The 24,300-nt window shown below is 43.3% G+C and carries 19 protein-coding genes; 15 read left to right on the forward strand and 4 right to left on the reverse strand.

Going from position 1 to position 24,300, the window contains the following annotated elements:
* Positions 1-11: 11 nt before the first annotated feature.
* Complete coding sequence (prsK, locus tag ORJ00_RS02125) at positions 12-2,063, reverse strand: XrtA/PEP-CTERM system histidine kinase PrsK (RefSeq protein ID WP_306138850.1); 2,052 nt, start codon at positions 2,061-2,063, stop codon at positions 12-14.
* Positions 2,060-2,827, reverse strand: a complete 768-nt coding sequence (locus ORJ00_RS02130; RefSeq protein ID WP_306138851.1) for a S1 family peptidase — start codon at positions 2,825-2,827, stop codon at positions 2,060-2,062. Before ORJ00_RS02130 ends, prsK begins: the two co-directional genes overlap by 4 nt.
* A gap of 186 nt (positions 2,828-3,013) precedes the next feature.
* On the opposite strand from ORJ00_RS02130, the gene ORJ00_RS02135 reads away from it, so the two are divergent.
* The 8 genes from ORJ00_RS02135 (at position 3,014) to ORJ00_RS02170 (ending at position 12,060) form a co-directional block, all read left to right on the forward strand.
* Positions 3,014-4,099 carry a glycosyltransferase family 4 protein gene (locus ORJ00_RS02135; RefSeq protein WP_027672262.1) on the forward strand — a complete coding sequence of 362 codons (1,086 nt, stop codon included), beginning with the start codon at positions 3,014-3,016 and terminating at the stop codon, positions 4,097-4,099.
* The gene (locus ORJ00_RS02140) at positions 4,089-5,057 is read left to right on the forward strand and encodes an endonuclease/exonuclease/phosphatase family protein (RefSeq protein ID WP_306138852.1); all 969 of its coding nucleotides are present in this window, start codon (positions 4,089-4,091) and stop codon (positions 5,055-5,057) included. The genes ORJ00_RS02135 and ORJ00_RS02140 overlap by 11 nt, the downstream gene beginning before the upstream one ends.
* 1 nt (position 5,058) lies before the next feature.
* Positions 5,059-6,234: a hypothetical protein gene (locus ORJ00_RS02145; RefSeq protein ID WP_306138853.1), complete on the forward strand. Its 1,176-nt coding sequence runs from the start codon at positions 5,059-5,061 to the stop codon at positions 6,232-6,234.
* A gap of 131 nt (positions 6,235-6,365) precedes the next feature.
* Positions 6,366-7,229, forward strand: a complete 864-nt coding sequence (locus ORJ00_RS02150; protein ID WP_305973412.1) for a PEP-CTERM/exosortase system-associated acyltransferase — start codon at positions 6,366-6,368, stop codon at positions 7,227-7,229.
* Between the two features lie 37 nt (positions 7,230-7,266).
* Positions 7,267-8,883: an FAD-binding oxidoreductase gene (locus tag ORJ00_RS02155; protein WP_306138854.1), complete on the forward strand. Its 1,617-nt coding sequence runs from the start codon at positions 7,267-7,269 to the stop codon at positions 8,881-8,883.
* A 169-nt stretch (positions 8,884-9,052) separates the two neighbouring features.
* Entirely contained in the window at positions 9,053-9,880 is an 828-nt protein-coding gene (locus ORJ00_RS02160; RefSeq protein WP_027670804.1) for a THxN family PEP-CTERM protein, read from the forward strand.
* Positions 9,881-9,979: 99 nt separating this feature from the next.
* Complete coding sequence (locus tag ORJ00_RS02165) at positions 9,980-11,089, forward strand: hypothetical protein (protein ID WP_305973406.1); 1,110 nt, start codon at positions 9,980-9,982, stop codon at positions 11,087-11,089.
* 170 nt (positions 11,090-11,259) lie between these two features.
* Positions 11,260-12,060, forward strand: coding sequence for a THxN family PEP-CTERM protein (locus ORJ00_RS02170; RefSeq protein WP_305973404.1), 801 nt, complete (start codon positions 11,260-11,262; stop codon positions 12,058-12,060).
* Between the two features lie 59 nt (positions 12,061-12,119).
* Here ORJ00_RS02170 and prsT read toward each other — a convergent pair whose 3' ends face one another.
* Both prsT and xrt read right to left on the reverse strand, forming a co-directional pair.
* On the reverse strand, positions 12,120-14,879 hold the full coding sequence (gene prsT, locus ORJ00_RS02175) for an XrtA/PEP-CTERM system TPR-repeat protein PrsT (RefSeq protein WP_306138855.1): 2,760 nt from the start codon (positions 14,877-14,879) through the stop codon (positions 12,120-12,122).
* A 72-nt stretch (positions 14,880-14,951) separates the two neighbouring features.
* Positions 14,952-16,349, reverse strand: a complete 1,398-nt coding sequence (gene xrt, locus ORJ00_RS02180; RefSeq protein WP_306138856.1) for an exosortase — start codon at positions 16,347-16,349, stop codon at positions 14,952-14,954.
* A 197-nt stretch (positions 16,350-16,546) separates the two neighbouring features.
* Between xrt and ORJ00_RS02185 the strand changes: the two genes are divergently transcribed.
* The 7 genes from ORJ00_RS02185 (at position 16,547) to ORJ00_RS02215 (ending at position 24,300) form a co-directional block, all read left to right on the forward strand.
* Positions 16,547-17,893: a phenylacetate--CoA ligase family protein gene (locus ORJ00_RS02185; RefSeq protein WP_027670809.1), complete on the forward strand. Its 1,347-nt coding sequence runs from the start codon at positions 16,547-16,549 to the stop codon at positions 17,891-17,893.
* Position 17,894: 1 nt separating this feature from the next.
* Positions 17,895-19,028, forward strand: a complete 1,134-nt coding sequence (locus ORJ00_RS02190) for a glycosyltransferase (protein WP_027670810.1) — start codon at positions 17,895-17,897, stop codon at positions 19,026-19,028.
* A 169-nt stretch (positions 19,029-19,197) separates the two neighbouring features.
* Positions 19,198-20,385 (forward strand): glycosyltransferase, encoded by a 1,188-nt coding sequence (locus ORJ00_RS02195; protein WP_306138858.1) that lies wholly within the window; start codon positions 19,198-19,200, stop codon positions 20,383-20,385.
* The gene (locus ORJ00_RS02200) at positions 20,382-20,885 is read left to right on the forward strand and encodes a serine O-acetyltransferase (RefSeq protein ID WP_027670812.1); all 504 of its coding nucleotides are present in this window, start codon (positions 20,382-20,384) and stop codon (positions 20,883-20,885) included. Before ORJ00_RS02195 ends, ORJ00_RS02200 begins: the two co-directional genes overlap by 4 nt.
* Positions 20,886-20,910: 25 nt before the next feature.
* Positions 20,911-22,092, forward strand: coding sequence for a glycosyltransferase family 2 protein (locus tag ORJ00_RS02205; protein ID WP_027670813.1), 1,182 nt, complete (start codon positions 20,911-20,913; stop codon positions 22,090-22,092).
* Positions 22,092-23,285 carry a hypothetical protein gene (locus ORJ00_RS02210; protein ID WP_306138859.1) on the forward strand — a complete coding sequence of 398 codons (1,194 nt, stop codon included), beginning with the start codon at positions 22,092-22,094 and terminating at the stop codon, positions 23,283-23,285. Before ORJ00_RS02205 ends, ORJ00_RS02210 begins: the two co-directional genes overlap by 1 nt.
* Before the next feature lies 1 nt (position 23,286).
* The gene (locus tag ORJ00_RS02215) at positions 23,287-24,300 is read left to right on the forward strand and encodes a polysaccharide deacetylase family protein (protein ID WP_306138861.1); all 1,014 of its coding nucleotides are present in this window, start codon (positions 23,287-23,289) and stop codon (positions 24,298-24,300) included.

Here is a 24,300-nt window from a genome sequence, read left to right on the forward strand (position 1 = left end):
AAATGTTTGTATTACGCTGTAGCCAGCGGTAACTTTAAGGTAAAGCAACTGCCTTGCCCTTCAGTGCTTTGCACTAAAAGTTGTCCCTTATGTTGCTGGGCAAACTGCAACGCATCGTATGCGCCTATACCCATACCAGAATTACCTTTGGTCGTGTCGAAGGGTTTGAATAAGCGCTGCTGTATGAATTGTTCACTCATACCGCAACCGTTGTCCATGATGTTGATGCACACCAGCTTGGGTGTGCAGCTGTCAATAATATCTACCGTGATGCTTACTTCGCCGCTGGGCGCTGTTGCGAATTGTGCATTATCGATTAGGTGATACATCACGCTGCTAAAACGCTCACGGTCTAGCGACAGCTCACAATTGCGTATTATGTGTAAACTGGGAACCGGTGCTCTAATGGCGCATTTTTGTTGAATCACTTGTGCCAATTCGTCTGCAACGGAAAATCTACTGGAGCTGCTGTTATCATGGCGTTTATCGGTAAGTTGAGAAAGCATATTGCTCAGGCGGTGTTGCATCGCAGCAAGGGTGTCAAAGCTATCACGAATAAACTCTGGGTTATCGATATGTTTTTTGCTATTACTTAATAGTAAATCTAGTTGGGCTTTTACATTTTTTAAATCGTGCAATACAAACGCAGACATTCTGTTAAAGGCAGCAAATTGGGCATTTTCGCTTAGGGCTTTGCTAGCTTGGGTCAACAGCAAATAACTGCCAATTTGCTCGGTAATAATGGTCAGGTAGTCTCTTAATTCCCAATTTAACGTTAAACGCTCGGCGTTGGGAGTGTTTAGCATGCACAATCCCCATAGTTGCTGCTCATCGTATATCGGAATGATCAGGTGGCCATCCATTTTTCGTGTCGGCCCTTTAAATTGCACAAAGGCGTCGTCAGGATCAGATAAATCTGTGATCCAGCCAGTTTTGACGAAGCTCTGGCAATAGTGTTCTAGCAGATTAAGTTCATCTTGAGTTACAGCTAACCGATTTACCCAGGCTAACGGCTGCAGTTGATCTGGCGAAAACGTTCTGATTAACGCACCACGTTGATAGCCAGTGGCATTAAGCCAGGCCGTAAGATAGGCACTGTAGTCGATATCTTGTTGCAGTTTTAATGATTTTAGGTACTGCGTAAGGCTTAACCATTTAGTGCGGTAGTCAAATTTATTGGCGTAGAAGTTCTTTTCAATATACACCTTAAACTTGCGCCGTACTTTCCCTGATAACGCAATTAACGCCAGTAGCATAAAGCCTGCGGCAATAAACACGGCCTGCAACAAGCCGCTCCAACTAAGATCAAACAATTTGATGGAAAAGCCTGCCAAAGCAAGCACGCTTAAATAAATACCTGCCAGCAACACTATGGTGCTATTAACGACGATATCGCGTGATACATACACATTAATAGCCCAGGCGCGGATACGGCGAATAGCCAATACCAGCAGCGGCAAGCTTAATGCGGCTATGTAGCCTCTGGCTGCCCATAATTGCGGGTCTATACGGCTAAATAAAGCCGCTTCAGCCAGTAAGATGAAATCGTATAGGATCAGTACGCCGAAACCCAGCACCAAGGGTTTAAATTGCCAAACATATTGACCGGCCTGACGGTATAGGGCTTCAAGCAATGCCAACTGGCCAATGCAGAGCAGCAAATTAACACTAAAGGTAACGTTACTGCTAAGCGGAAATACGGCGTTGATTATGATCCAAGCCAGCAAACCGGGCACCAGTAGTTTAACGGTGGTTTGACTAAGCAGTGGGCGCCAGAGTTTATTATTATTGCTTAGACAAGATAATAATAATAATAGCACCGACATATGCCGTATTGACTCGGCGACAATGGAGTCGATATTAATAAAAGGCTGGGTGTTAACTAATAGATAAAATGCTGCCCAAAGTACCTGAACGGCTGCAAACGTAATAAGCAGGCTTTTGGTCCGGTTAGCGGCTTTATCGGTTAATAACAATAAAAACAAAAACAAATAACACGCTGTTGCCAGTACAAAGCCAATACTGCTTACATTGAAAACCAGATTAATGCTTTCACTAGTCAAGGCTTGGTCTCATCGTTAAGCAATGCCTGTAAATAGGCCACAGGAATTGCGTAGGTAATGCCACTTGGGTCGGACAATACGGCTTCTTTGGTTGTTTTAACATGTACTTGATTAATAATACCAATTACTTTGCCATCTGCCATGGAGAATAACGGGCTACCACTATTGCCGGGATAGGCAGTCACGTCCAGCTGGTAGACCAGATAGGGCGCTTTTAGTGCTCTTATCGCTCGGGTTTGTAATTCTTGTGAGTTGTGTGCCGGTATGACCACCGGGCTGTGCGCGGCAATAATGCCGCTATGCGTGGCAGGATAAAGCCCCAATACAGAAGTGATAGGATAGCCTGTAAGGCTTATTGCACTGCCTTCTGCAATTAACCCTTTGGAAGAGAGCGAAAGTGCTGGAAGGGTGTCGGCAATTGTCAGCAGGGCTAAATCGTGTGTCAAATCCTCATGGCGCTGTTTTACCGGATGCACATTAACCTTTTCGCCCTGACCTGACAGCACAACATACTGTTCCATCCTTTCCTGATCGACGGGTTTGGCAATAACATGATAATTTGTTGCTATCTGTGAACCATCGCCGACAACAAAACCGGTGCCTAACAATTTAATGCGAGGTGATGCTGTGGGGTTTAATAGACCAATGGCTACAATAGATGGCTTTATTCGAGCAATATGTTCTGGAAGATCGGAAGCGTAAACATGCAATTGAAAAAAGGAAGAGCATATTAATAATGGAATTAAAGAGAATAAACGTCGCATAACGTTACTCCAACGATTAGTGAGCTAATGTTTGATTAGCATGGCTAGCTGAGAACTAATAAATTGCATAATTCCCTGCCATTTCAAAAGATTATAATTGTTTCTGAAATACATTGGTTAGAGTTTAACATGCAGACGGTAATAGTTATATAATTCTAAACAACATTGACATCATAAGGAGTTGATATGTCAAATAATACTAAGCAGACAGTCATCCATGTAGTAAGCAGTCTGAAAGTGGGTGGCGCTGAACGCTTTGTTATTGATTTATGTCAAGAGCAGCTTCAGCTTGGCATGGATGTAGCAATCTTGTCGTTTGGTTTACCGGAAGATGCGCTTGTTAAGGTGTGTAGGGAGCTTGGACTTCATTTTTTTATTTTGTCTGGTAAAAGTTGGCAAGCACAGTTAAAACGATACCAACTTTTATCAAAGTTTGATGTTATTCATCTACATTCTCCTGCTGTATTAAAAAGTCTCATTTTTCATGTGATGTTGCTAAAAAATAAAACACTAATCTATACACGTCATGGTGCTGCGCCACTACGTGAAACGCATTGGGTTTGGTTGCACCGATTGGCACGGAGATTTATTAGCGCGGTTACGTTTGTGTCGGCAGATGCTCAGCGCACTTTTGGCCATCACGATTGGCACAATGTGCCACAGTATATTATTGATAATGGCGTTAAGTTGCCAACAGAGGTTATAACGTCAGAACATACAGGAATGGCAGCAAATATAGATATACTGAGGTTAGGTTCTGTGGGACGAATGGTGAAGCTGAAAAGTCAGTTAAGCCTGCTTCAGGCGGTATCACAGATGGATATTGAAAGTCAGCACAAGATAGAGTTGCATTTTTTTGGTGATGGTGAATTACGATCGCAGTTAGAAGCGTTTCATCAGCAACATAGCGGAATTAAAGCTGTTTTTCATGGCATGGAGACGAATAGAGAAAATATCTATCCTAATATTGATGTGCTTGTTGTGACCTCTAGTACCGAGGGCCTGTCAATGGTTATTCTTGAGGCTATGGCTTACGGCAAACCCGTTATTGCGACTAGAGTTGGTGGTAATCCAATGCTTGTTAAAACAGGTGAAACGGGCTTTCTCTATGAGTTCAATGACATAGAAGCTTTAAGTTCTCTTATTTCAGGTTTGCTGCAGAGAAACGAACAGAGACAAAAACTGGGCACTCAGGCTCGAGAGTGGGTAAATCAGCAGTATTCTCTTGCTAAAACGGCTGGGCATTACAAGGAACTTTATAGTGTCAAATAGGCTTTGGCAGAGTATGTTCTGGTTACGTATTCTGACATTGTTGTTTGCTTTACTGTTGGCAACGGTTTCATATTGGCCTCAGTGGCAATGGTTGCAGTGGTTAAGTTTATTAGTTCTGTATTCTCCTTCATGGTTGTATTTAGTTTTAATTTTGCCTTGGTTGTTAGGCTGGGCGTCTTTAACACGCTGGCAATCCCTAATGCTAGCTCCAATATTTTTTGTAAGTGTGAAAATGCTTGATGTTAGCCTGTATGTGTCTCGAGACACGCAGGATGCAAACTTTGTTCTGCTTTCAGCTAACTTAGGCAATATCACAGATACAAAACAACTGGCGAGTTTATTAATTCAGCACAATGTATCTGTGGCGTTGTTTCAGGAAGCTAAGCCTGCCATGCTGGTCGCAATTGACGACCTTGGTTGGCAAAGTCACTGTGAGGCAGGCCTATGTATCACCAGTCGTTTACCATTTACCCTTGAACAAACTATTTCCCGTGCACTATTTCAAGGGTACGGTAACTTTGTTGCGTTTTACCGCGTTCGCTTGGCAGAAAGGGATCTGATGCTGGCAAACGTGCATTTTGAGACGCCGAGGCCTGCATTAGAATCGTTAATAACACTTAACCCCGATAGTAAGACGATGCTGCAAAAACAAAGTGACAGAGCGCTACAAGCAACGATTGTAAGTGAGTGGGCAAAAGCCAGTACAACGCCACTTATTATCGCAGGTGATTTTAATATGCCAACACTATCACCCATTTATCAGCAGTACCTATCTGATTTTGGCAATGCATTGTCAGAAAAACCATCACAGATGTTTAGCTATACTAAGTACACTCGCTGGCACGGTATACGGATTGATCATCAGCTCTATCGTGGTCTGGCTATGCCATTAAGTGCTCAGGTGTTAGCTCTACCCGGTGCGGACCACCGGCCTGTGTTAGTAAAATGGAGGATTTAAGATGCATGGGATTTCGTTACTTTGTTTGATGTTGCTGATGTTTTCGCTACCAGGCACCCAAGCCCAGCCGCAACTTTGGCAGCCAGTACATGTGAAAGGGCAAGTCAACGTTGACTGGTATGTACAGCCGATGTTGCGTTATGCCAATTATATTACTAATCCAGACTTAATGGCAGCTGACAAGGTGACACCAGACAAAGCCAGCCAATATTTGTATGACAGGCCTCGAGTGCTAATGCAGTTGTACATGTTTACCGGTGACGTTAAATGGAAAAATGAAGCGATAGCCGCCAGTAAACATTATATAAGCCATATTGGTGAAGATGGTTTTTTCTCATTGGTAGCAAAAAAAGATATTAAATATCTGATGCCAAAGGGGCTGCACTATTATTTTCAGCTAACCCAGGATAATGAGGCGAGAAAAGCTATTGCCCGTATTTATCGGGCATCGCTGAATTGGGAACCTCAATATATAGGCAGTGGGGTATTTAGCACGGGTTTCTGGACGGAGCGCAACCAGGCTGCGGCCCTGGATGCTGCGGTAACGTATTTTGAATTAACGAATGATGAGTCTGCTCGTGTGCGTATTGAAGATATACTCAGCACGACAACTGCGATGGTTGAAACGCCGGAAAATAATTGGCCGCAGCGTTACTGTCCCCAACATAGCTTTAAATCGCATGAAGGCGGCGCTGAGGACGATGCAGTATGCTCTACTTGGATGCTGGCGCTATTGGCCGATCCGATATGGCGATATCAACAAATAACCAAATCTGACAAAGCGCGAACATTGTTGCAGCATTTTGGCCAGTTTATTTTGCAGTTTGGTACCTATACCGGCACCGACAAGTTTGCAGGACAGGTTTTTCCCAAATACTTGGTAGTGTTTGACAATCCCCAGTTGGAAGAGCTTAATCCCTGGAACGACATGCAGCATAGTTGTGATGTTGCGGCTTTACTGGGTAAAGCGTTATATCTTAGTGATACCGTGACGACAGAAGCAGCTGCGACATTTCACGCATTATTAGCACCCTGTAAAAATAAACAAGCTAGGCTAAAAGACAACCAGCCATATTGGAAAGTTAAGCCACCAAGAAAATTTGGCTGGGAGTACTCTACGACTAGTGAGTTACCTTGGCTTGAGCACGTTATTTCGTCGGGGCAGCAAGCACACTGATTTTGCCGTTTGTTGTCATGTGTAAATTCGCAATGGACACCGCAGAAAGGACAAACTTGTGCTAACGTTAATTCACCTTGTTCATCAACCCTATTTATTAACCTCTGCTGTCGCAGTATCGCAGGTGAAAGATGAAACATCTTAAAATCATACAAAAGATTCCTGTGGTTAAGCACCTTGTGAATAAAGCCATTTCCAGGCTTGCAAGTAATGATGCTAATGCCATTTCAAAGCATTTCTCACAATTCTTACGGGTAGAGCTTGCCGCCAGTGAGGATTTAAGGGCTGAGGTGTTTAACGTCCGTCATCAGGTATATTGTGAAGAACTTCACTTTGAAGATGAACGTAAAAATCAGCTTGAACAGGATGAGTTCGATAGTCACTCTTTTCATAGTCTTATTCGGCATGTGACAACCGGAAAAGTCGCCGGTACGGTTAGAATAATTACTTCAGGGCATGGTGACGAAAAATTGCCGATTGAAGCCAATTGTATGCATGCGATAACAGATCCTGCTATTTTTCCTGCTGCATTCCCGCGTCATGAAATTTGTGAAATTTCGCGTTTGGCTGTTCCTGAAACCTTTAGACGCAGAAAATTTGATCAGTTTAAAGGTGCCGCGACAGGTGTTATTAACGAAGTGTTTTTTTCTGAGCATGAATTGCGCTGCTTTCCTTACATTGCAATATGTTTGTACTTGTCTGCTGCGCTGATGGCGTTACACAACAATAAGCGTCATGTTTTTGTGATGATGGAGCCCAGATTAGCGCGCAGTCTAACCTTTGTCGGCATTGTGTTTAAACAGCTGGGAGATCCAATCGAATATCACGGCAAGAGGGCTGCGTACTATATCAATCCTGAAATGTTCAGAAAAAATTTGTCAGTAGGGTATGTTAAGTTACTTGAGTCTATAGAGCGTGAACTTTATCCAAATGATAAGCCACGACCACTAAAACGAAAATTCCCCGGGTTTGGTTGGGGTTTGCGTTTCAGTTAACTTGATCTGTAAGGTTTTGCTTTTAAGGGATTAGATAGTGAATACCAATTTCAACGGGGCATTAAAAGCCTGGCAACAGCTATTGTCTACAGAGCAAATTACACTTAATGAATCTGATTTATTAGCCGCCGCAACAGCGACCTTTGCTACCAATGCCAGTGTACTAGCAGTGTTGTATCCGGAGCGTAGCCAGCTCAAAGCCTGTTTACAGATTGCCCGGGAATTTAAGCAGCCCGTATATACTGTTAGCTCTGGTAAAAATTGGGGATACGGATCTCAGGTCCCTGTGGAATCTAACAGCGTAATCATCAATTTGAATCGTCTTAAAACCATTGCGAGTTATGACAAAAAGCACGGCGTGGTGAGCGTAGAGGCTGGGGTTACTCAAGCGGAACTTGCTGAGTTTTTAAAGCGGCAAGGGGATCTTCATTGGATGGATTGCACCGGCTCCAGCGCCAGCTGCAGTGTCGTAGGTAATACGCTAGAACGTGGTTTTGGCCATACGGTTTATGGCGAGCATGTAAAGCATGTATGCGGTATTGAAGTGATGCTGGCAAATGGCCAGATAATCCGTACTGGCCTGCACCGATTTAATGATGCCAAAGCCGCCGGAGTATACCAAGCCGGCCTTGGTCCTGCTTTAGATGGACTGTTTTTTCAGTCAAATTTGGGGGTTGTACTGAGTATTACCCTGTGGCTAATGCCTAAACCTGAGTGTTTCTTGGCGTTTTATGTCACATCGCCGAATGACGAGCTTGAAAAGTTGGTTGAAGCCCTCACGTCTTTAAAGCGTGAAGGTTATCTAACCAGTTTGCCCCATATCGCTAATACTTGCCGGGTACTACCCGGCTTGCAACAGTATCCTGCCGACGCGACGGATATAAAGGAATATCCTTTATCAAAGGCCCGATTGAGCGGCCTGAGAAAACACTGGCAGCTCGGTCAGTGGCACGTTTCTGGAGCCTTATACGGTAAACGTGCACAGGTTAAACTTGCAAAAGCAGCGCTGAAAGCTCAGTTTCGTAAATTTAACAATATACAGCTTAATTTTGTTAGTGATGGCCTGTTAAATGCTATCGAAAAATATCAATGGCTATTGTCAGTTTTGCTACGTCGGGATATGGCTCGGGTGCTTGCGGTCTTAAAACCCGTTCATTTAATGATGAAAGGTCAGCCCAGTGACACTTTTTTGTCCAGTGCATACTGGCGCATGCCAACGCTACCTAAATCGGGGTACGCGCTTGATACTGATGGTGTTGGTTTAATGTGGTGTGCTGTTGTGGCACCCGCAGATGGCGAGCATGCGCGATGTATTGAACAAATTGTACAACAGGTATTAATGCCTTTTGGTTTCGATGCTGGAATAACCTTTACGTTGCTAAGTGAACGTTGTCTCGACGCGGTTATCAGTATTAGTTTTAATCGTAACTCTGACGATGGTATCGCATGGGACTCGCGGGCAGAGACGTGCAGAAAACAACTTTATCAAACCTTGCTGCAAGCGGGCTATTACCCTTATCGAATTGATATTAGCATGATGTCGTTTATGGCAAAGCACAGTGCACAAGAATATGAACAACTGCTACAGCACTTAAAGCAGGTGTTTGATGCTGATAACGTGCTATCTCCTGGCCGTTATATTGCTAGCAAATAACTGTCGTAAAACTTTACACCTCCTAATTACCTAAAAAAGGTCTTTCGTTTAAGTTATTGATAAATATCAATTATAAATGTTGGCATAAATAGTGCTTAATTATCGTGAAGTGATGTAGCAGTAATGCCGCACGCGTTAACGAAGTGGGTTGTATAAACATGGAGACGTCATGAAATCAAAATTAGGTTTTTTGGTAGCGGCACTTGGAAGTGCAGTTTTACTGGTAAACAGCGCATCGGCATCAACATTTAGTCTGTCATTCGAGACTTCAAGTGGTTGGTTAGCAGACGGTTTAAATTATGGTGGTTACGCAGCGCAAACACGTTCACGCAATGGCGTTGAAACAGAGTATGACTGTGTAGCGGGTGCAACAGATGCTCTTAATGGCTGTGGTTTATCGTTTTACAATCCTGCTGATGGTATTGCCATGGGATATACCTCGGTAGACTGGGGTAACCCGGTAACAGCTGGACAGTTTAGTGGGTTGGATGTTGACTCCTATGACGGTGTATTAGATGCCGACGCTGGTTGGGTTGATACCGGTATGATTACTCACCGTAATCGTAAAGTAAGAAGCGGTAGCAAAACCCTGTCAGAGATAAATTTGTATACGGTGTTTGATATTGTTAGCCCGTTTATTGCGCAAAGAGGTGCAGCGTTCGGTATCTCTTTCACAGAAACATTTAACAATCAATATGGTATTTGTGATCCGAGTATCCAATTTACCGATACCCCTTGTGATGATTATTTCAATATTTCTGGTGTACCACTACCAATCGAATTTACGTATGATGGTAAAAAGTATGTCATTGAGTTTCGGTTATGGGGTGCTCCAGGGTCAGGTTTCTTAATTGAAGACAACTTGCTTCGTACTGCAGAAGGTTCGGACAATGATTTACTTGTGCAAGCACGTTTGGTAACAGTACCAGAACCGGCAACTATTGCTGTACTTGGTTTAGGTTTAATGATGTTAAGCCTGCGAAGAACCAGATCCTAATCGATACTTTAAAAAAGCCAGCATTTTGCTGGCTTTTTTATATGTTAAGGTACCAAGTTATCTCAGTATGAGGTAGCGTGGGTACTTTGGGGAGCATCAATGCGGTTGTCTGATTTACAGGTTAACATCAGCGAAAACAAACTTGTGATGAGTTGGTATGCTGATGATAGACATTTGCAGCTGTCATACACGGGCAGTGATGCGCTTCCTGGCGCTGCGGATGCAGCACTGGCCAGTTGCATGTTACCCGCTATGTTGCTTGGTGAAACGCTGGAAGTAGACGATACTTTTTCAATTAGTTCGACGTTAAGGCAAAACCTGAACGAGTTTCAACGCATTTTTGTCTCTTGGTTTGATGATGTACAGCTTATAGATATTGTTATTGCTGATAACCAGTTTCGTCAGATACCGCTAACGAGTTCTGATGCCGCGGTATTTTTCTCCGGTGGTGTAGACGCCAGCTATTCATTTTTTCAGCTTGAACCTGAAATTGACCATCTTATTTTCTGTCTGGGTTTGGATATCCAACTGCATGAATTGGCACGTTGTCAAAAGGCGCTTGAGGGGGCAAATAAGTTTGCCCAGCACTACGGTAAAAACTTAATTGTAATAGAATCCAATTTTAGAACGGCTTTTAATAATCTATCTGCGCGGCGTTGTCAGATAGTTTTGCTAATAACTTATAGCCTGGCATTGGGATTAGAAACCCTTTATGTACCTGCCAGTCATGATGCTAAGGAACTTGAACCATTTCGCTCCCACCCGCTAACAGACCCATTGTTATCTAATGGCGCAACTAAGGTAGTGCACCATGGCATGATAAGTCGGGTTGAAAAAACTATTTCTATTGCCCAATCAGATCAAGCGCTGGCATTTTTGCGAGTATGTAATGCGTCAGACCAATTTAATTGTGGTGAGTGCGAGAAGTGTTTGCGGACCATGGCGACTTTGGCGGTAATAGGCAAACATTCAGCGTCGTTACCGCCGCTGGATAATGTTGCCAAGTTGCGTTCGGTTAAAATTTGGACGCCTGGTAAGTATCATATGTGGCATGACATTAAGCATTATGCCCAGTTACACCGGTCTGAACCTATAGCCAATGCTGTTAGCAAGCTGTGTCGGGCTTATGAATGGAAGCAATTGTTCAAACAAGTTAAGCATCAATGTCGGCTTTTACTCGACGATATACTGCCAAGAATCACCAAATAGCCGTCTGCTTTTTTTACATCCCACCCTTAGTCATGTCACATTGAGTTTACTAAATGGCTAAAAAACATCAATAATTTACTATTGGCGCGCTATATGCAAGTACTGTAATTGTACCAGTCAGCAGAGCGCAGTCGATGACTGGCATAGACCCAATAACAAATGGAGGCGTTATGAAAAGTAAAAAAACTTTGCTCGCAACCGTTGGAGGTTTAGCATTACTCAGCGGCAGCGCGCAAGCGGCCCTAATCGGGGCGTTTGATTTTGATACAGCCAGCGGATGGTTGGCAGATGGCACAGCAGTAACCTATGATTCTGGTGCAAATGCTAATCTTAATTGTGCTGCGGGAGCTTTACCTGGTGCTAATGGTTGTGGTTTAACTTTTTCTGGATTACAGGAAATTACCGACGGCCATACCACAGTAAATTGGTTTAGTAATGGCGGTCAAGGTCCTAGCGGGTTAGATATACAATCTAATTCTGGCACCTTAGTAACGAATGGTGGTTGGTTTGATACCGGGGTTATTACTCATAGAAACTTCTCTTTGCCAAGCCCAGCGACTACGCTACGCAATTTGAATTTAGGTTCTGAATTTAGTATCACTTCACCATTTGCATTTGGTCCAGCAGTGGGGGCATTTAATATCGGCTTTACGGAGACACCAAACCAAGGTGGTTGTCCCGCGCCGAATCCACTCGGTTCTGCCTGCGATGATTTCTTTTCTATTTCTGGCATACCGCTGCCAATTGTTGTAGAAATTGATGGAATAGTGTACACCTTTACTTTCCGTTTACAGGGGGGAGAAGGATTTATTGTTGATGACAATACCTTGTACACTCGAGAGGGCGGACAAAATACCTTATTTGTACAGGCTATGGTTACAGCACGTGAAGTTCAAGTGCCTGAGCCTGCTACACTTGGTATTTTAGGTTTAGGTTTGTTGCTGTTAAATCGTCGTAAATTTATCAAATAGAACAACGTAAAAAATAAAAAAACTGGCATGCGAAACATGCCAGTTTTTTATTGTGTTAATTACAGTTTATACATTGCTTTAAACGCGGCTACCTTATCGGTGAACTCTTGGTTTTGTTCTACTTGTTGTAATATAGCTTTGGCTTTTTCATTATTGCCTGAACGAACTAAAGCCTCTGCATAATGCAATTGTACTTGAGCATCTTCAGGCCTGGCTTTTAGTGCTGCTTCCAATATGGTTTTTGCTTTCTCAATGTTGTTATTATTGAGAAGTACTTTGCCATAGGTATCCAATACATCGGCATTATCTGGGCGTAATTGGTAAGCTTTTTCGGCATGAACCAAAGCATCTGTGACATTATCTTTCTCTAACATCAACCATGCTAGATTATTTAGTGCCAGAACGTTGTCAGGTTGGTCATTTAATATTGTCTGATAGGCTTTGACTGCGCGCTCTGCATCGGTGCTTAGCGAAAGCTGAGCCAGCATTGTTTGTGCTGCAGTATTATTACCGTGCGTTGCGATATGTCGCTCTAGCAAGGCGATGCCTTCAGCCGTTTTATTAACCCTGCTGTAGAGTTCTCCCAGAAAAATGACTGTATTTACCTGCGGCTGTTTCGCATAGCTTTGTGTTAATAATTGTTCGGCTTCACCATACTGTTTTAAGCGTGCCAAAGCCTTGCCTCTCACCAAGAGTACTTCAGGCCTTTGTTGAACAGCTACAGGTAAGCTTTTGGCATAATCGAGCAATGGCTGGTTCATTGATGCTTCATCAAGCATTTGTAATTTAATGTTGATAAACCGGATATGCTCAGGCTGTGCGGCTAGTAACTTATCTACGATTTTAATTGCAGCAGGAATATCTTTGTTGACATACAGTGTTTGCATATAGGCTTGCGCTGCTATATGTGAATTTGGTTGTATGTTGTACCATTCTTCTGCTGATTGCAGGGCTTGTGCGAAGCTTTTTTCCCGCAGTTGAGTATCAATCAGATACGCCCAATGCTTGGGGGATCTGTCTCGGGAGTCGCCATCAATGTTATTCAGCAAACCTAAGGTCGTTTTATAATCGCCGCTGCTATGTTCTATGCTAGCGAGCAACAATGTAAGGTTGGCATCGTCGGGATTGGCCTGATGTGCTTTACGGGCTCGTTGTAAAACGTCCGTTGTGTCACCTTTGCCGCGACTCAATGCTAAATATTGTTCTAGTGCCTGCACGTTTTCCGGTTCATCATCCAATAATGCTTGGAATAGTTTTTCTGACTCAATCAGATTACCTTGTGCAGCTAGTAAAGAAGCGTTTAGCAATCTTCCCAGGCTGTTTTTCGGTTCAGTTTGTAACACAATTCCAATATTTTCGGCCGCAACGTCGAGTTGTTCACTTACCAGTGCGACATAAGCTTTCATATTATGACCAGCCGTTTTACGTTGTTCATTCGCAATCCATTCGTCAGCCAATGCCATGGCTTTACTATATTGTTGCTGACTGATGTAGGCACTTAACAACATGATCCTTGCTTGATCGGTGGCAGGGTCTAACTGTAGCGCTTGTTCTAATGAGCGAATTGCCGTGCTGCGCTGGCCTGTCATTTGTAGCTGAACGGCGCCTAACGTTGCTAGTTCGTTGGCTGATAAAGGTTTATTAGTTTTGTATTGCTCGAGTAAGTTTTGCGCTGCTTCGACACTACCTTGTTTTGTCAGTTCAAATGCGGTGGCAGACAATAGTTGAATGTCAGTATTTTGCAGCTCTTTTTCTGATAAGAATTGACGTGCAACATCGGTATTACCGGTCTTGAGCATTAACACAGCGTAAAGGCGCTGCGCAGGCGGATAGATATGCAAAGCGTCTTTAGCGACATCCAAATGGTTTAGGGCGATATTATCTAATTTCAGGTTAACGGCTACTAGCGCTGCTAAAATTCTGGCCTGAGGTGAACTAAAACCGTTAGCGATGGCGGTATCAATATAAATACGGGCTTGTTCAAATTGTTTGTTTTCATAAGCTAATACCGCTGCAAAATAATTTGCCAAAGGTTGCTGAGGTACTTTTTTTAACAGTGGTTTTAGTAGCTCATCAGCCTGATCCAGTTGCGCGGTTTTGACCAGAGATTGCGCCAGTAACAACTGCGGCAATAATTGGTATGGGTGTACCTTGGTATATTCACGAAGTAATGTAACTGCGCTGACCATGTCGTTTTCGGTTAGGGCTATCTTACTTCGTAAATATATTGCCTGATAATACAAGCTAGATGTGGATTCAATGTTTGTAAGTAGCTGCTTAGCTTCATTAAATTCATTTTTTGCTAGCGTTAAAAATGCTGAAGCAAAGTTAGAAATGTCGGCCTGATCTGACGTTGATAATTCAGTGAATAGCGTTGTAGCGTTTTCGTTGCTACCAAGCTCTGCTTCGGCCAGCGCTTTATAAAACAGCAGATAATCGCGCAAAGGCTGTGGATAGTTATCGATATTATCGACTATTTGTAAAATGTCGCTGTGGTTTCCATTCAGATATAAGGTACTGGTATATCGCTGAATGAAAGATTGATGGTCAGTGCTGTATTCAAACGCGCGTTGATATTCTTTTACTGCATCATCCAATAAACCCGCTTTACTGTATACATCGGCTAATGCCAGCCGGTATTCAGCGCGTTCAGGGTCTTTTTGCAGTGCTGATTTAAGCTCGATGACTGCACTGTTTAACTGATCGTCAGCTAAAAATACCTGTGCAGCCTGAAAATGCTCCTCACTGCTTTTTTGGCCGCAACCGGCTAGTGATAAACCGACAATAACCGCTGTGCTAAGAATGGTGAACCTTTTCATGTCCGCTCCTTGTGTTATTTTAATTGTCCGAATCTACAGTTAATGCCACGTTGCTGTGGCGTGCTACATAAATTACTGCCCAGAATGATTTTTTGTCGCCAACATAGTTAATATAGTGGCTTCATCAGTGCACAGCGTAGTCTGACACAGCACAAACTGCCACTGCATGGCGGAGTACGCATTTAGCTTGAACGCCTGGTGAATTCTATACCGTTTATAAACAGCCAGAGAACCGGTGCTATTCCCATTGGCCTCATACCAATATTGCAAGATGGCGTGTTCTCCGGCCAAATTGGTCAATCTCACAAGGCGGCTAGTAGCGGTAAGGTCGCTGTTGACCTTATTCCAGCCTTTCGGAATAACTTCGTTGAGGTAATAATCTGGACGATTGGCCTCATGCTGGCCATTAAATTCAAAGCGAATATTAATTATTTCATGGTCATTAACCGTAAGGTGTTGCAGGGTTTTATTGCTATAAGCTGCAATATACGCAGATGGCTGCATGGATGAAGCTTCTGGTGTAATAGTAATAGGCGTGTAACTAAACAGAGGATGTTGATTTGTTAGCGCTCTAAGACTTAATCCAGAGCAGGCGACTACCATGAAAATGACCACAATACTGCTGCGAGCACTTAATTGCTGTGGCTTGTAGGCATTGTTATCATCTGTTGGCTGGGGTTCCAGTTTACCGACCAGATAAAAAAGCGCCATGATAAATGGAATATATAAGAACCAACCAAACATATTATGATCTTTAACAATGCTGCTTTGCATATCGCTATAGTACCCAATAAGGATAATCATCACTATCCGTATGCCATTGACCAAAATTGCACCAAATATCGCACATAAGGTCACCAGCAGCATGTTTTTAACTTTACGCAACTGAAGGTGGCATAGCAGCGTACTTAGTGCCAGTGAAACAATGAAATAGCGCAGCCCGCTACAACCCTCAGCTATTTCAAACACGCCCTGTGGAATTTGAACAAAATTACCTTCGACATAAACGGGAATATGCGTTAGCTGCATGAAAAAAGTGGTTATTACAACAGCGATGTACTGCAGTGGTCCGATAAGGCTGCCCCATACCGGTGAAATAAACCACAATAAGGCCAGTGGCACTATTAAGCCTTTACTTGGTTTAACCAAACTACAGAAAAGTAAAATGACATACATCGGAAATAACAGTCTGGTCAGGCTTATCAATTGCGAGGTTATGCTAACCGCTAACACAAGTGCTAAACCTAAGGTAGTAGCAAGAAAGAGGAGGTTGAATCGAAGTTGGACGTTATTGCGTTGTTGCCATAGTAAGGTGATGATAATAAACGGCATCAGGTAGGCGTGAGAGTAAGTTCCATCATCAAAACTGTAAGTGCGCCAATCAACCACGATTTGAGGATAGAGTAGTAAACTACAAGCTAAAAGAATGATTTGCAGCAAAAACAGGGTGTTGGCATGTTTAATTGTCATCCATGACGCTCCGTGAATACTAACGGCCAGAGAGTATTAAGCTTACTCAGGCATCCTTCGCTGAGTTTGAACTGTAAGTCATTAATAATCAACTGTTGGTTGTCTCCTTATCTTTCGTTTATACTCAATTTTGTTGGCTCAGTGATTCACTGTTATAAATGTTTTGTTAGTTGAAATTGCGAATGGATGCGTAATATATGAAATTGTACCCACACCTATTACAAGGTGTTGTCTTGCCATTGCTGGCAGTGATTAAAGGTAAACCTTTAATTCGCTATGTAAATGAGTATTCCAAGCATATCGCTCTGTCGCCGGATGAACTTAGCGCACTGCAATGGCAGTCGTTAACACGCCTTTTAAAACATTGTTTTGACAATAGCCCTTACTACCATCAGCGCTGGCAAAAAGCCGGTGTTGACGATATACGTACTGTAGATAGTATGGCGCAGTTTCAGCAATTGCCGATACTGACTAAAGCGGATATTCAGCAGCATTATGACCAGCTAAAAGCAAAAAACTTCGATAACAATATTGTTAAATCTACTGGTGGCTCTACGGGGACACCATTAAGGTTTGAATTGGACGCTAACAGCAATACCCGGCGTGAAGCAATTATGTGGCGGGGTTATGACTGGCTTGGTGCAGGTTTAGGGGTTCGCACGTTGTACTTGTGGGGCGCCGGTATTGGTCAGGTGTCCTTCGCCAGGCAAATAAAAGAGCGTCTTTATCATGGTCTTTATAACCGCAAAATGCTGAATTCATTTTCTATGGCACCCGACAATATGCATCAGTATATAGCGCAAATTAATGCGTATCGACCCGATGCAATGGTGGCCTATGTCAATCCATTATATGAGTTATCAAAACATATTTTGCAGCAAAATATTGTAGTTCACCGACCGAACAGTATTTTAACCGGTGCTGAGCCGCTATATGAATACCAGCGCGACACGATTGAAAAAGCTTTTTCCTGTCCGGTTTATAATACCTACGGCTGTCGTGAAGTCATGCTTATTGCTGCTGAATGCAAAACACATAAAAAGCTGCATATAAACTCTGATCATTTACTGGTAGAAACTGTCAATCAAGATGGCCAGGTTAACAATGGTGAAAGTGGCGACGTACTGCTGACAGATTTATTTAACTATGGCATGCCACTTATACGTTATCAAAATGGTGATCGGGCTACCTTGCATAATGCTGCTTGTGGCTGTGGTAATCCGTTGCCTCTGATGTCTAGCATAGACGGACGTAAGTTGGACGTTATAAAAACGCGCTCAGGCAAACTTATCCCTGGCGAGCTGTTTCCACATCTGTTTAAAGAATTTGCCAGTATTGATAAGTTTCAAGTGAGACAATCAGATATTGACGAGCTTATTATCTGTATTGTGACAAAAAACGGTTTAGCCGATGGCGATAAGTTGGCCATTTGCAATGAAATAAACCGTTATGCAGCGCATGAGCTTACGTTAACCTTTAAGTTTGTTGATGATATCCCGCTAACGGCGAGTGGTAAGTACCGGGTAACTATATGCGAGGTTTAAATTGAAGTCGCGCACTCGATTAGTGGTTATATCTAATTTGTATCCGTTACCTTGGGAGCCTGAAAGAGCCACATTTAACCGTCAGCAGTTTGCTCAACTTGAAGATGCCTTCGAGATGTCGGTGTTGGTACCAGTGAGTTTTATTGTATGGTTTAAAAACATCCGGCAAATTAAGCAAAGTGCTACTTTGCGCTATGTACCTTATTTTTTTACACCTAAATTTGGCCGTCGCTTTTATTCTTATTTTATGTATTTATCATTGTTGCTGCACTCGGGCCTTTGGATACGCCGCCATAAGCCAGAGATTATTCTCGCTAGCTGGGCATTTCCTGATGCGGTAGCAAGTAGCTGGTTAGCCAAACTGTATCGATGCAGGTTCTTTTTTAAAGTTCATGGCTCTGATATTCATCTGCATGGTGAAGAAGAGGCACGGGCTAGGCAAATTGTAGCAGCAGCAAAGCAGGCGAAGGGTGTTATTTCGGTTTCAGCCGAGCTCAAGCAGCAAATGGTGCAATTAGGTATTGCAAGAGACAAAATTCATGTAGTGTATAACGGCGTTGACCATAATTTATTCAGCCAGAAATGTGAACGTCCGATACCAGAGAACTATTTGCTGTTTGTTGGTAACTTAAAAAAAGATAAAGGTGTGATGGAGCTGTTGCAGGCGTTTGGCGAAGTTAGCCTGCGTTATCCAAAACTGAAACTGCTGGTGGCAGGTCGGGGCGATATGCGCCAAAGCATGGAGCAGTATCTTTGTGGGCAGGTATTTAGAGATAAAGTTGAACTGCTTGGGAGTGTTGCGCATAGTGTGTTACCTCAGTTAATGCAGCATGCAGAGCTTTTGGTGCTGCCAAGCTATCATGAAGGTGTCCCGAACGTTTTACTGGAGGCGATGGCTGCTGGTACTCCCGTTGTTGCTTCAGCTGTAGGTGGCATACCTGAAGTTGTAAAGCCTGAACTCAGTGGCTTATTAGTCCCTAGTGCCGACGCAGCGGCTTTAACACAAACACTAATACTTGCGCTGCAAAAAGACTGGTGTCGGTCTGACATTGTTCAGCATGCCTCGCAGTTTACCTGGCAAGAAAACAAACACCGATTACAGTGTTTATTAAATGAAAGTAATTTCAATGCCTGAGTTGGTAGGGGCATATCATTAATAAATTAGTATGCCCAAATAGCTATAAGTTAAAGAAGGAGAAAACGATATATGTTGGCAGGTAGTGATAAAAACTTAACTTATCAAAGTTTTTTTGATCCATTTCTAATACTTATGTTCGATCAACAGACAACATCAGAGTGATAGCATGAACATTTTGTTCCATCACCGAACACGCGGAAAAGGTGCAGAAGGTGTGCATATTATGGGTGTGACTAATGGCTTGCGTCAGCTAGGCCATAAGGTGCACTTGTTATCGCTTCCTGGAGCAGACCCAGAAAGTACGCCACAAAATAACACTTCTACAGCAACTAACCCCGGGGCTAAAAAGGGCAATCCGGTATTACGATGGCTGCTTGATTTAACGCGTTATGTACCAGAGGCGGTGTTCGAGTTATTTGAACTGGCTTACAATTTTCCTGCATTATTACGCTTGCGCAAGGCTGTGCATACTCACCAGATTGATGTTATCTATGAGCGTTATTCCCTGTTTATGTTCACTTCGGTATGGTGGGCCAGACGTAACAGCAAGCCTATTATTTTGGAAATAAACGACTCATGTCTGGTACATCGGGTTAGGTCGCTGTTTTTTCGGACGCTGGCACGGAAAGTTGAAGGTTGGATTTTTAAAAATGCGACCGGTTTGGTGTTTATTTCTGGCCATTTTCAACAAGTTGCCATGACAGGGCATCCCCAGATTGCGCCGTCAGTGGTGTCTCCTAATGCCGCTGATTTATCACAATTTATCATTGATGATGCTGCATCGCTGCAATTACGACAGCGTTTAGACATAGCGGATAAAGTGGTTTTGGGGTACGTAGGGGCCTTCGTTCATTGGCATGGTATAGATTGGTTTGTAGATTTAATGGTTGATAAAATCAAAGCCTATCCAAAGTTAGTCTTGCTATTGGTTGGTGATGGCGTGAGTTTTGAACCAATAAAACAACGTATTGAAAGCGCCGGAGTTTCATCACAAATTTTGCTAACAGGTCGGGTTGAGCATAGTGAAATTGCCACTTACATTGGCGCAATGGATTATGGCATTTTACCTGATTCAAATGATTATGGTTCGCCGATGAAGCTGTTTGAGTTTATGGCTATGGCAAAGGGCATGGTTATTCCAGACTTTTCGCCAGTGGTAGAGGTGGTTGCTGATAACGAGACGGGATGGTTGTTTCCGGCGAATGATCGCCAAGCCTGTATAGACAGAACATTAGAGCTTGTCGAAGATACAACGCAGCAGCGTCAGGTTGGTAAAAATGCCCGTATTTATATCGAGCAACATCGGCAGTGGAAACATAATGCTGAGCAACTGCTGGGTCTACTGCCAAAATGAAAAATTTAAAGGCGGATTTGATAAGAAAACAGCAAATTTTTCATAACGATGGCGCACCTGTTAGCATGCTAAGAGTGGTAATGGCAGATGGCACCTTAGCAAACGTTTTATATCGACTGATGCGCTGGTGTGCTGTCACCAGATTATCGCCGTTAGCCTACCTGTGTTACCAGCTCAACAAATTTTTCAATGGTTGTGTTATTGGCGTAGGCGCAGATTTTGGGCCCGGTTTCGTTTTAATGCACCCCATTGGCGTCGTGATTAACTCTAAAGTGCGTGGTGGCGCTAATATCACAATTGAAAGTGGCGTAGTAATAGGTGATGAAAAAGGCCGTTCTCCGGTACTTGAAAACGATATTTTTATCGGCGCTGGCGCTAAAGTCATTGGTGCGGTAAATATTGGTGAACACGTGAAAATAGGCGCTAATGCGGTAGTAACTAAATCGGCTCCAGCGGCAGTTACTATGTTGGGTATTCCGGCTAAACCCTATGTGCGTTGAATTAACATAAGGAAATTGCATTACCATGGAATGGGTTTTTTGGGTCAGTATCATTGCGATACTCTATAGCTATGCTTTGTATCCACTACTGTTAATGTGCTGTAGTGCAGTACTGCAATTGTGGTGTGACAATCGTTTTGTCTGGAGTGCACAGCCAAGGCGTGTTGTGGCGGTTCATGATGATAATTTACTACCCGATATCACGGTTGTTATTGCTGCATATAATGAGCAAAGCTGCATAGCTGCAAGGGTTGAGAACATTCTTGCCCAAAACTACCCTGCAGATAAATTAAGATTAATTGTAGGTTCTGACGGAAGTCAGGACGACACGGCTAAGATTCTTGCGGCAATAACCGATCCTCGATTAACGGCATGTTTGTTTACTCAAAATCGTGGCAAGGTAAGTGTACTTAACGATTTGATGGCCCAAGTGAGCAGCAATATAACCGTGCTAACCGATGCCAACACCGTTTTTGAGCCAGATACTATCCGAAACTTAGCACGGCATTTTAGCGATGACAATGTAGGGGTAGTTTGTGGCGAGTTACAACTTGTCGATGCCCAAAGTGGTAACAACCGCGACGGCGTTTACTGGCGATACGAAAGAGTGTTGAAATTTCACGAAGCTCGATTCGATGCACTGTTGGGGGCAAATGGTGCGAATTATGCCATTCGTACTGAGCTGTACCAGCCATTAGCTACCAATACCATTATTGATGACTTCCACATTGCGATGAATATCGCGCGCCGAGGGTTTAAGGTTAAATATGACCCGGAAGCTGTCGCTATCGAAGATAGCGCGCCAACGATTGGCGCTGAAATGGGCCGTCGCATACGCATTGGCTTAGGTAATTATCAAGCATGCTTTCAAATGGGGTGGCTAATGAACCCGTTTAATGGATGGCGGTTCTTTAGCTTTATCAGTCACAAATTATTGCGTTGGTTTGTACCACATTTAATGATACTGACATTAGTGAGTAACCTGTTTCTATTGCAGGATAGCCGTTATATCGCACTATTTGTCTTACAGATAGTTTTTTATTGTTTAGCAATTTACGGTTATGCCCAGCATATTAAAGGACGACGATTATCCACGATAATGTCCCTTATGGTGTTTTTTACGTCGATGAATTATGCACTTTTAGTTGGCTTTGTACGTTATTTCACCACAAATATTCAGGGTAGTTGGCAGAGGACAGAAAGGTAATGTTGATGTTATTTGTATTGGGTGTAATGCTTTTTGGTGCGGTTTTTTGGGCCATTGTTCGCCAGAAAAATATGGAAAACTGGCTGGGCAATTATATCCGTCATATTTTAAAACGGCAGGTTCCCGTTAACGGTCCTAAGCATGTGCTATTTTGTTTTGTCGATCATTACGAACCGCAGTGGGGGCGTCAGATTTCTATTGAACAGGAAAGGGCCCGTGTAGACCGTTGGTTCAATGACTACCCGGCTGTTGCAGGCCAGTTTAAAGATGCAGATGGCTGCTACCCTAAACATTGCTTTTATTATCCTGAAGAAGAATATCGATTTGAGCATCTTGCCAAAATATCTGACTTATGCTACCGCGGTTTTGGCGAAATTGAAGTGCATCTGCATCATGACAATGATACCAGTGACAATTTACGGAAGACACTGACTAATTTTACCGAGTTACTGCATCGTGACCATGGTGCTTTTGTCAGAGATGAGGCTACCGGAGCATTAAGTTATAGCTTTATACATGGCAATTGGTCACTAAATAATTGTCGGCCAGACGGACGTTGGTGCGGCGTTAATGATGAACTTATTGTATTAAAAGAAACCGGTTGCTATGCCGACTTCACGTTTCCTTCAGCGCCAAGCAATACTCAACCTGCGATGGTTAATGCCATTTATTATGCCAAAGATAAACCAGGTCAGCCAAACTCACATAACACCGGGCGTTTGGTCGAGGTCAACGGCAAGCCATGGGGTGATTTAATGTTAATCACCGGGCCGATAGGGTTGAACTGGAAGGTCAGAAAAAAGGGTATCTTTCCACAAATAGAAAACGCCGACGTGCGCAAAAGTATGCCGCCAACGCCTGAACGTGTTGATCTATGGGTTAACTCTAATATTCATGTTGCCGGCAGACCAGAATGGGTGTTTGTTAAAGTACACACTCACGGTACTCAGGAAGAAGATATGGACACGCTGTTGGGGGCGCCATTTGCCAATATGTGTGCGCATTTACAAGCCAAGTACAATGACGGCGACAATTATGTTCTGCATTATGTAAGCGCGAGAGAGATGTATAACATTGCGAAAGCGGCAGAGGCTGGCGAGAGTGGAAATCCTAACAATTTTAGGGATTATCTAATCGCAAAGCCGAAGAATATGCCGCTACTCAAAAAGGAATTGGGTACAAAGGGAATGTAATATGAATTTTAAAGGCTGCAGCAGATCTGCGATTGAAGTCTTATCGGGGCACATGGCGTTGAAATGGCAACGTCGCCCTGGTGGGGTCTATTGTTTTAACTATCATCGCATTGGTTCTGCTGCCGACTCCGAGTTCGATCCCAACGTTTACAGTTGCACGCCTGAACGTTTTGAACAACATCTTCGCATGTATCAGACGAATTTTGATGTGATTAGCATTGATGAATTAATTTCATTGCACAACAGTCAGCAGCGTGTGTCTGAGCGTCTGGCGCTCTTGACCTTTGATGATGGTTACATAGATAACTATCAACTCGCATACCCGATGTTGAAATCAGCTGGATTAACAGCCGTTTTTTTTGTCTCGACAGATTATATTGATAAACCTCAGATCCCTTGGTGGGATGAAGTGGGTTGGATAGTACGTCATTCTGGTAACGCTAGTGTTAAGCTAGCGCATTGGCCTTCAGCGATCAATATTGTCGACGGCGCAATTGGGATGCGGGTTCGGCGTTTGCTAAAAGCGGTTAAGCAAGACAACAGCCTGCCGATGGAGGAGAAACTGAAGCAAGTTAAGGTTGCCTTGCATTTAGACCATATTGGCATGCCTGAGCCGACAGAGTTGTTAGTTAACTGGCAACAACTAAAAGAGATGGCAGATAATGGCATGCATATCGGCTCTCATACCTTATCTCACAACATACTTGCGCACCTTACACCCGAGCAACAGTTGGTTGAGCTAACACAATCTAAGCAGCGTCTGGAAACCATGTTGCACAGAGAGATATTGTCAGTTGCGTATCCTGTAGGTGGATCAGATACTTTCACTCGCAACACGCTGAATGTAGCACAGCAAGCCGGCTATAAATTGGCATTCACATTTATCCCCGGGATAAATGCAAAACTAGGATTTGATAACCGTTATTCCCTTTGTCGTTTTTCTATTGATGAGAATACGTCTGTCTGGCAATTGAAGCAAATGGTCAACAAGTCTTTTTCGTTTATGAGCAACTGA

Origin of the sequence: Rheinheimera baltica, from assembly GCF_030731985.1 — a bacterium.
Taxonomy (GTDB): Bacteria; Pseudomonadota; Gammaproteobacteria; order Enterobacterales; family Alteromonadaceae; genus Alishewanella; species Alishewanella baltica.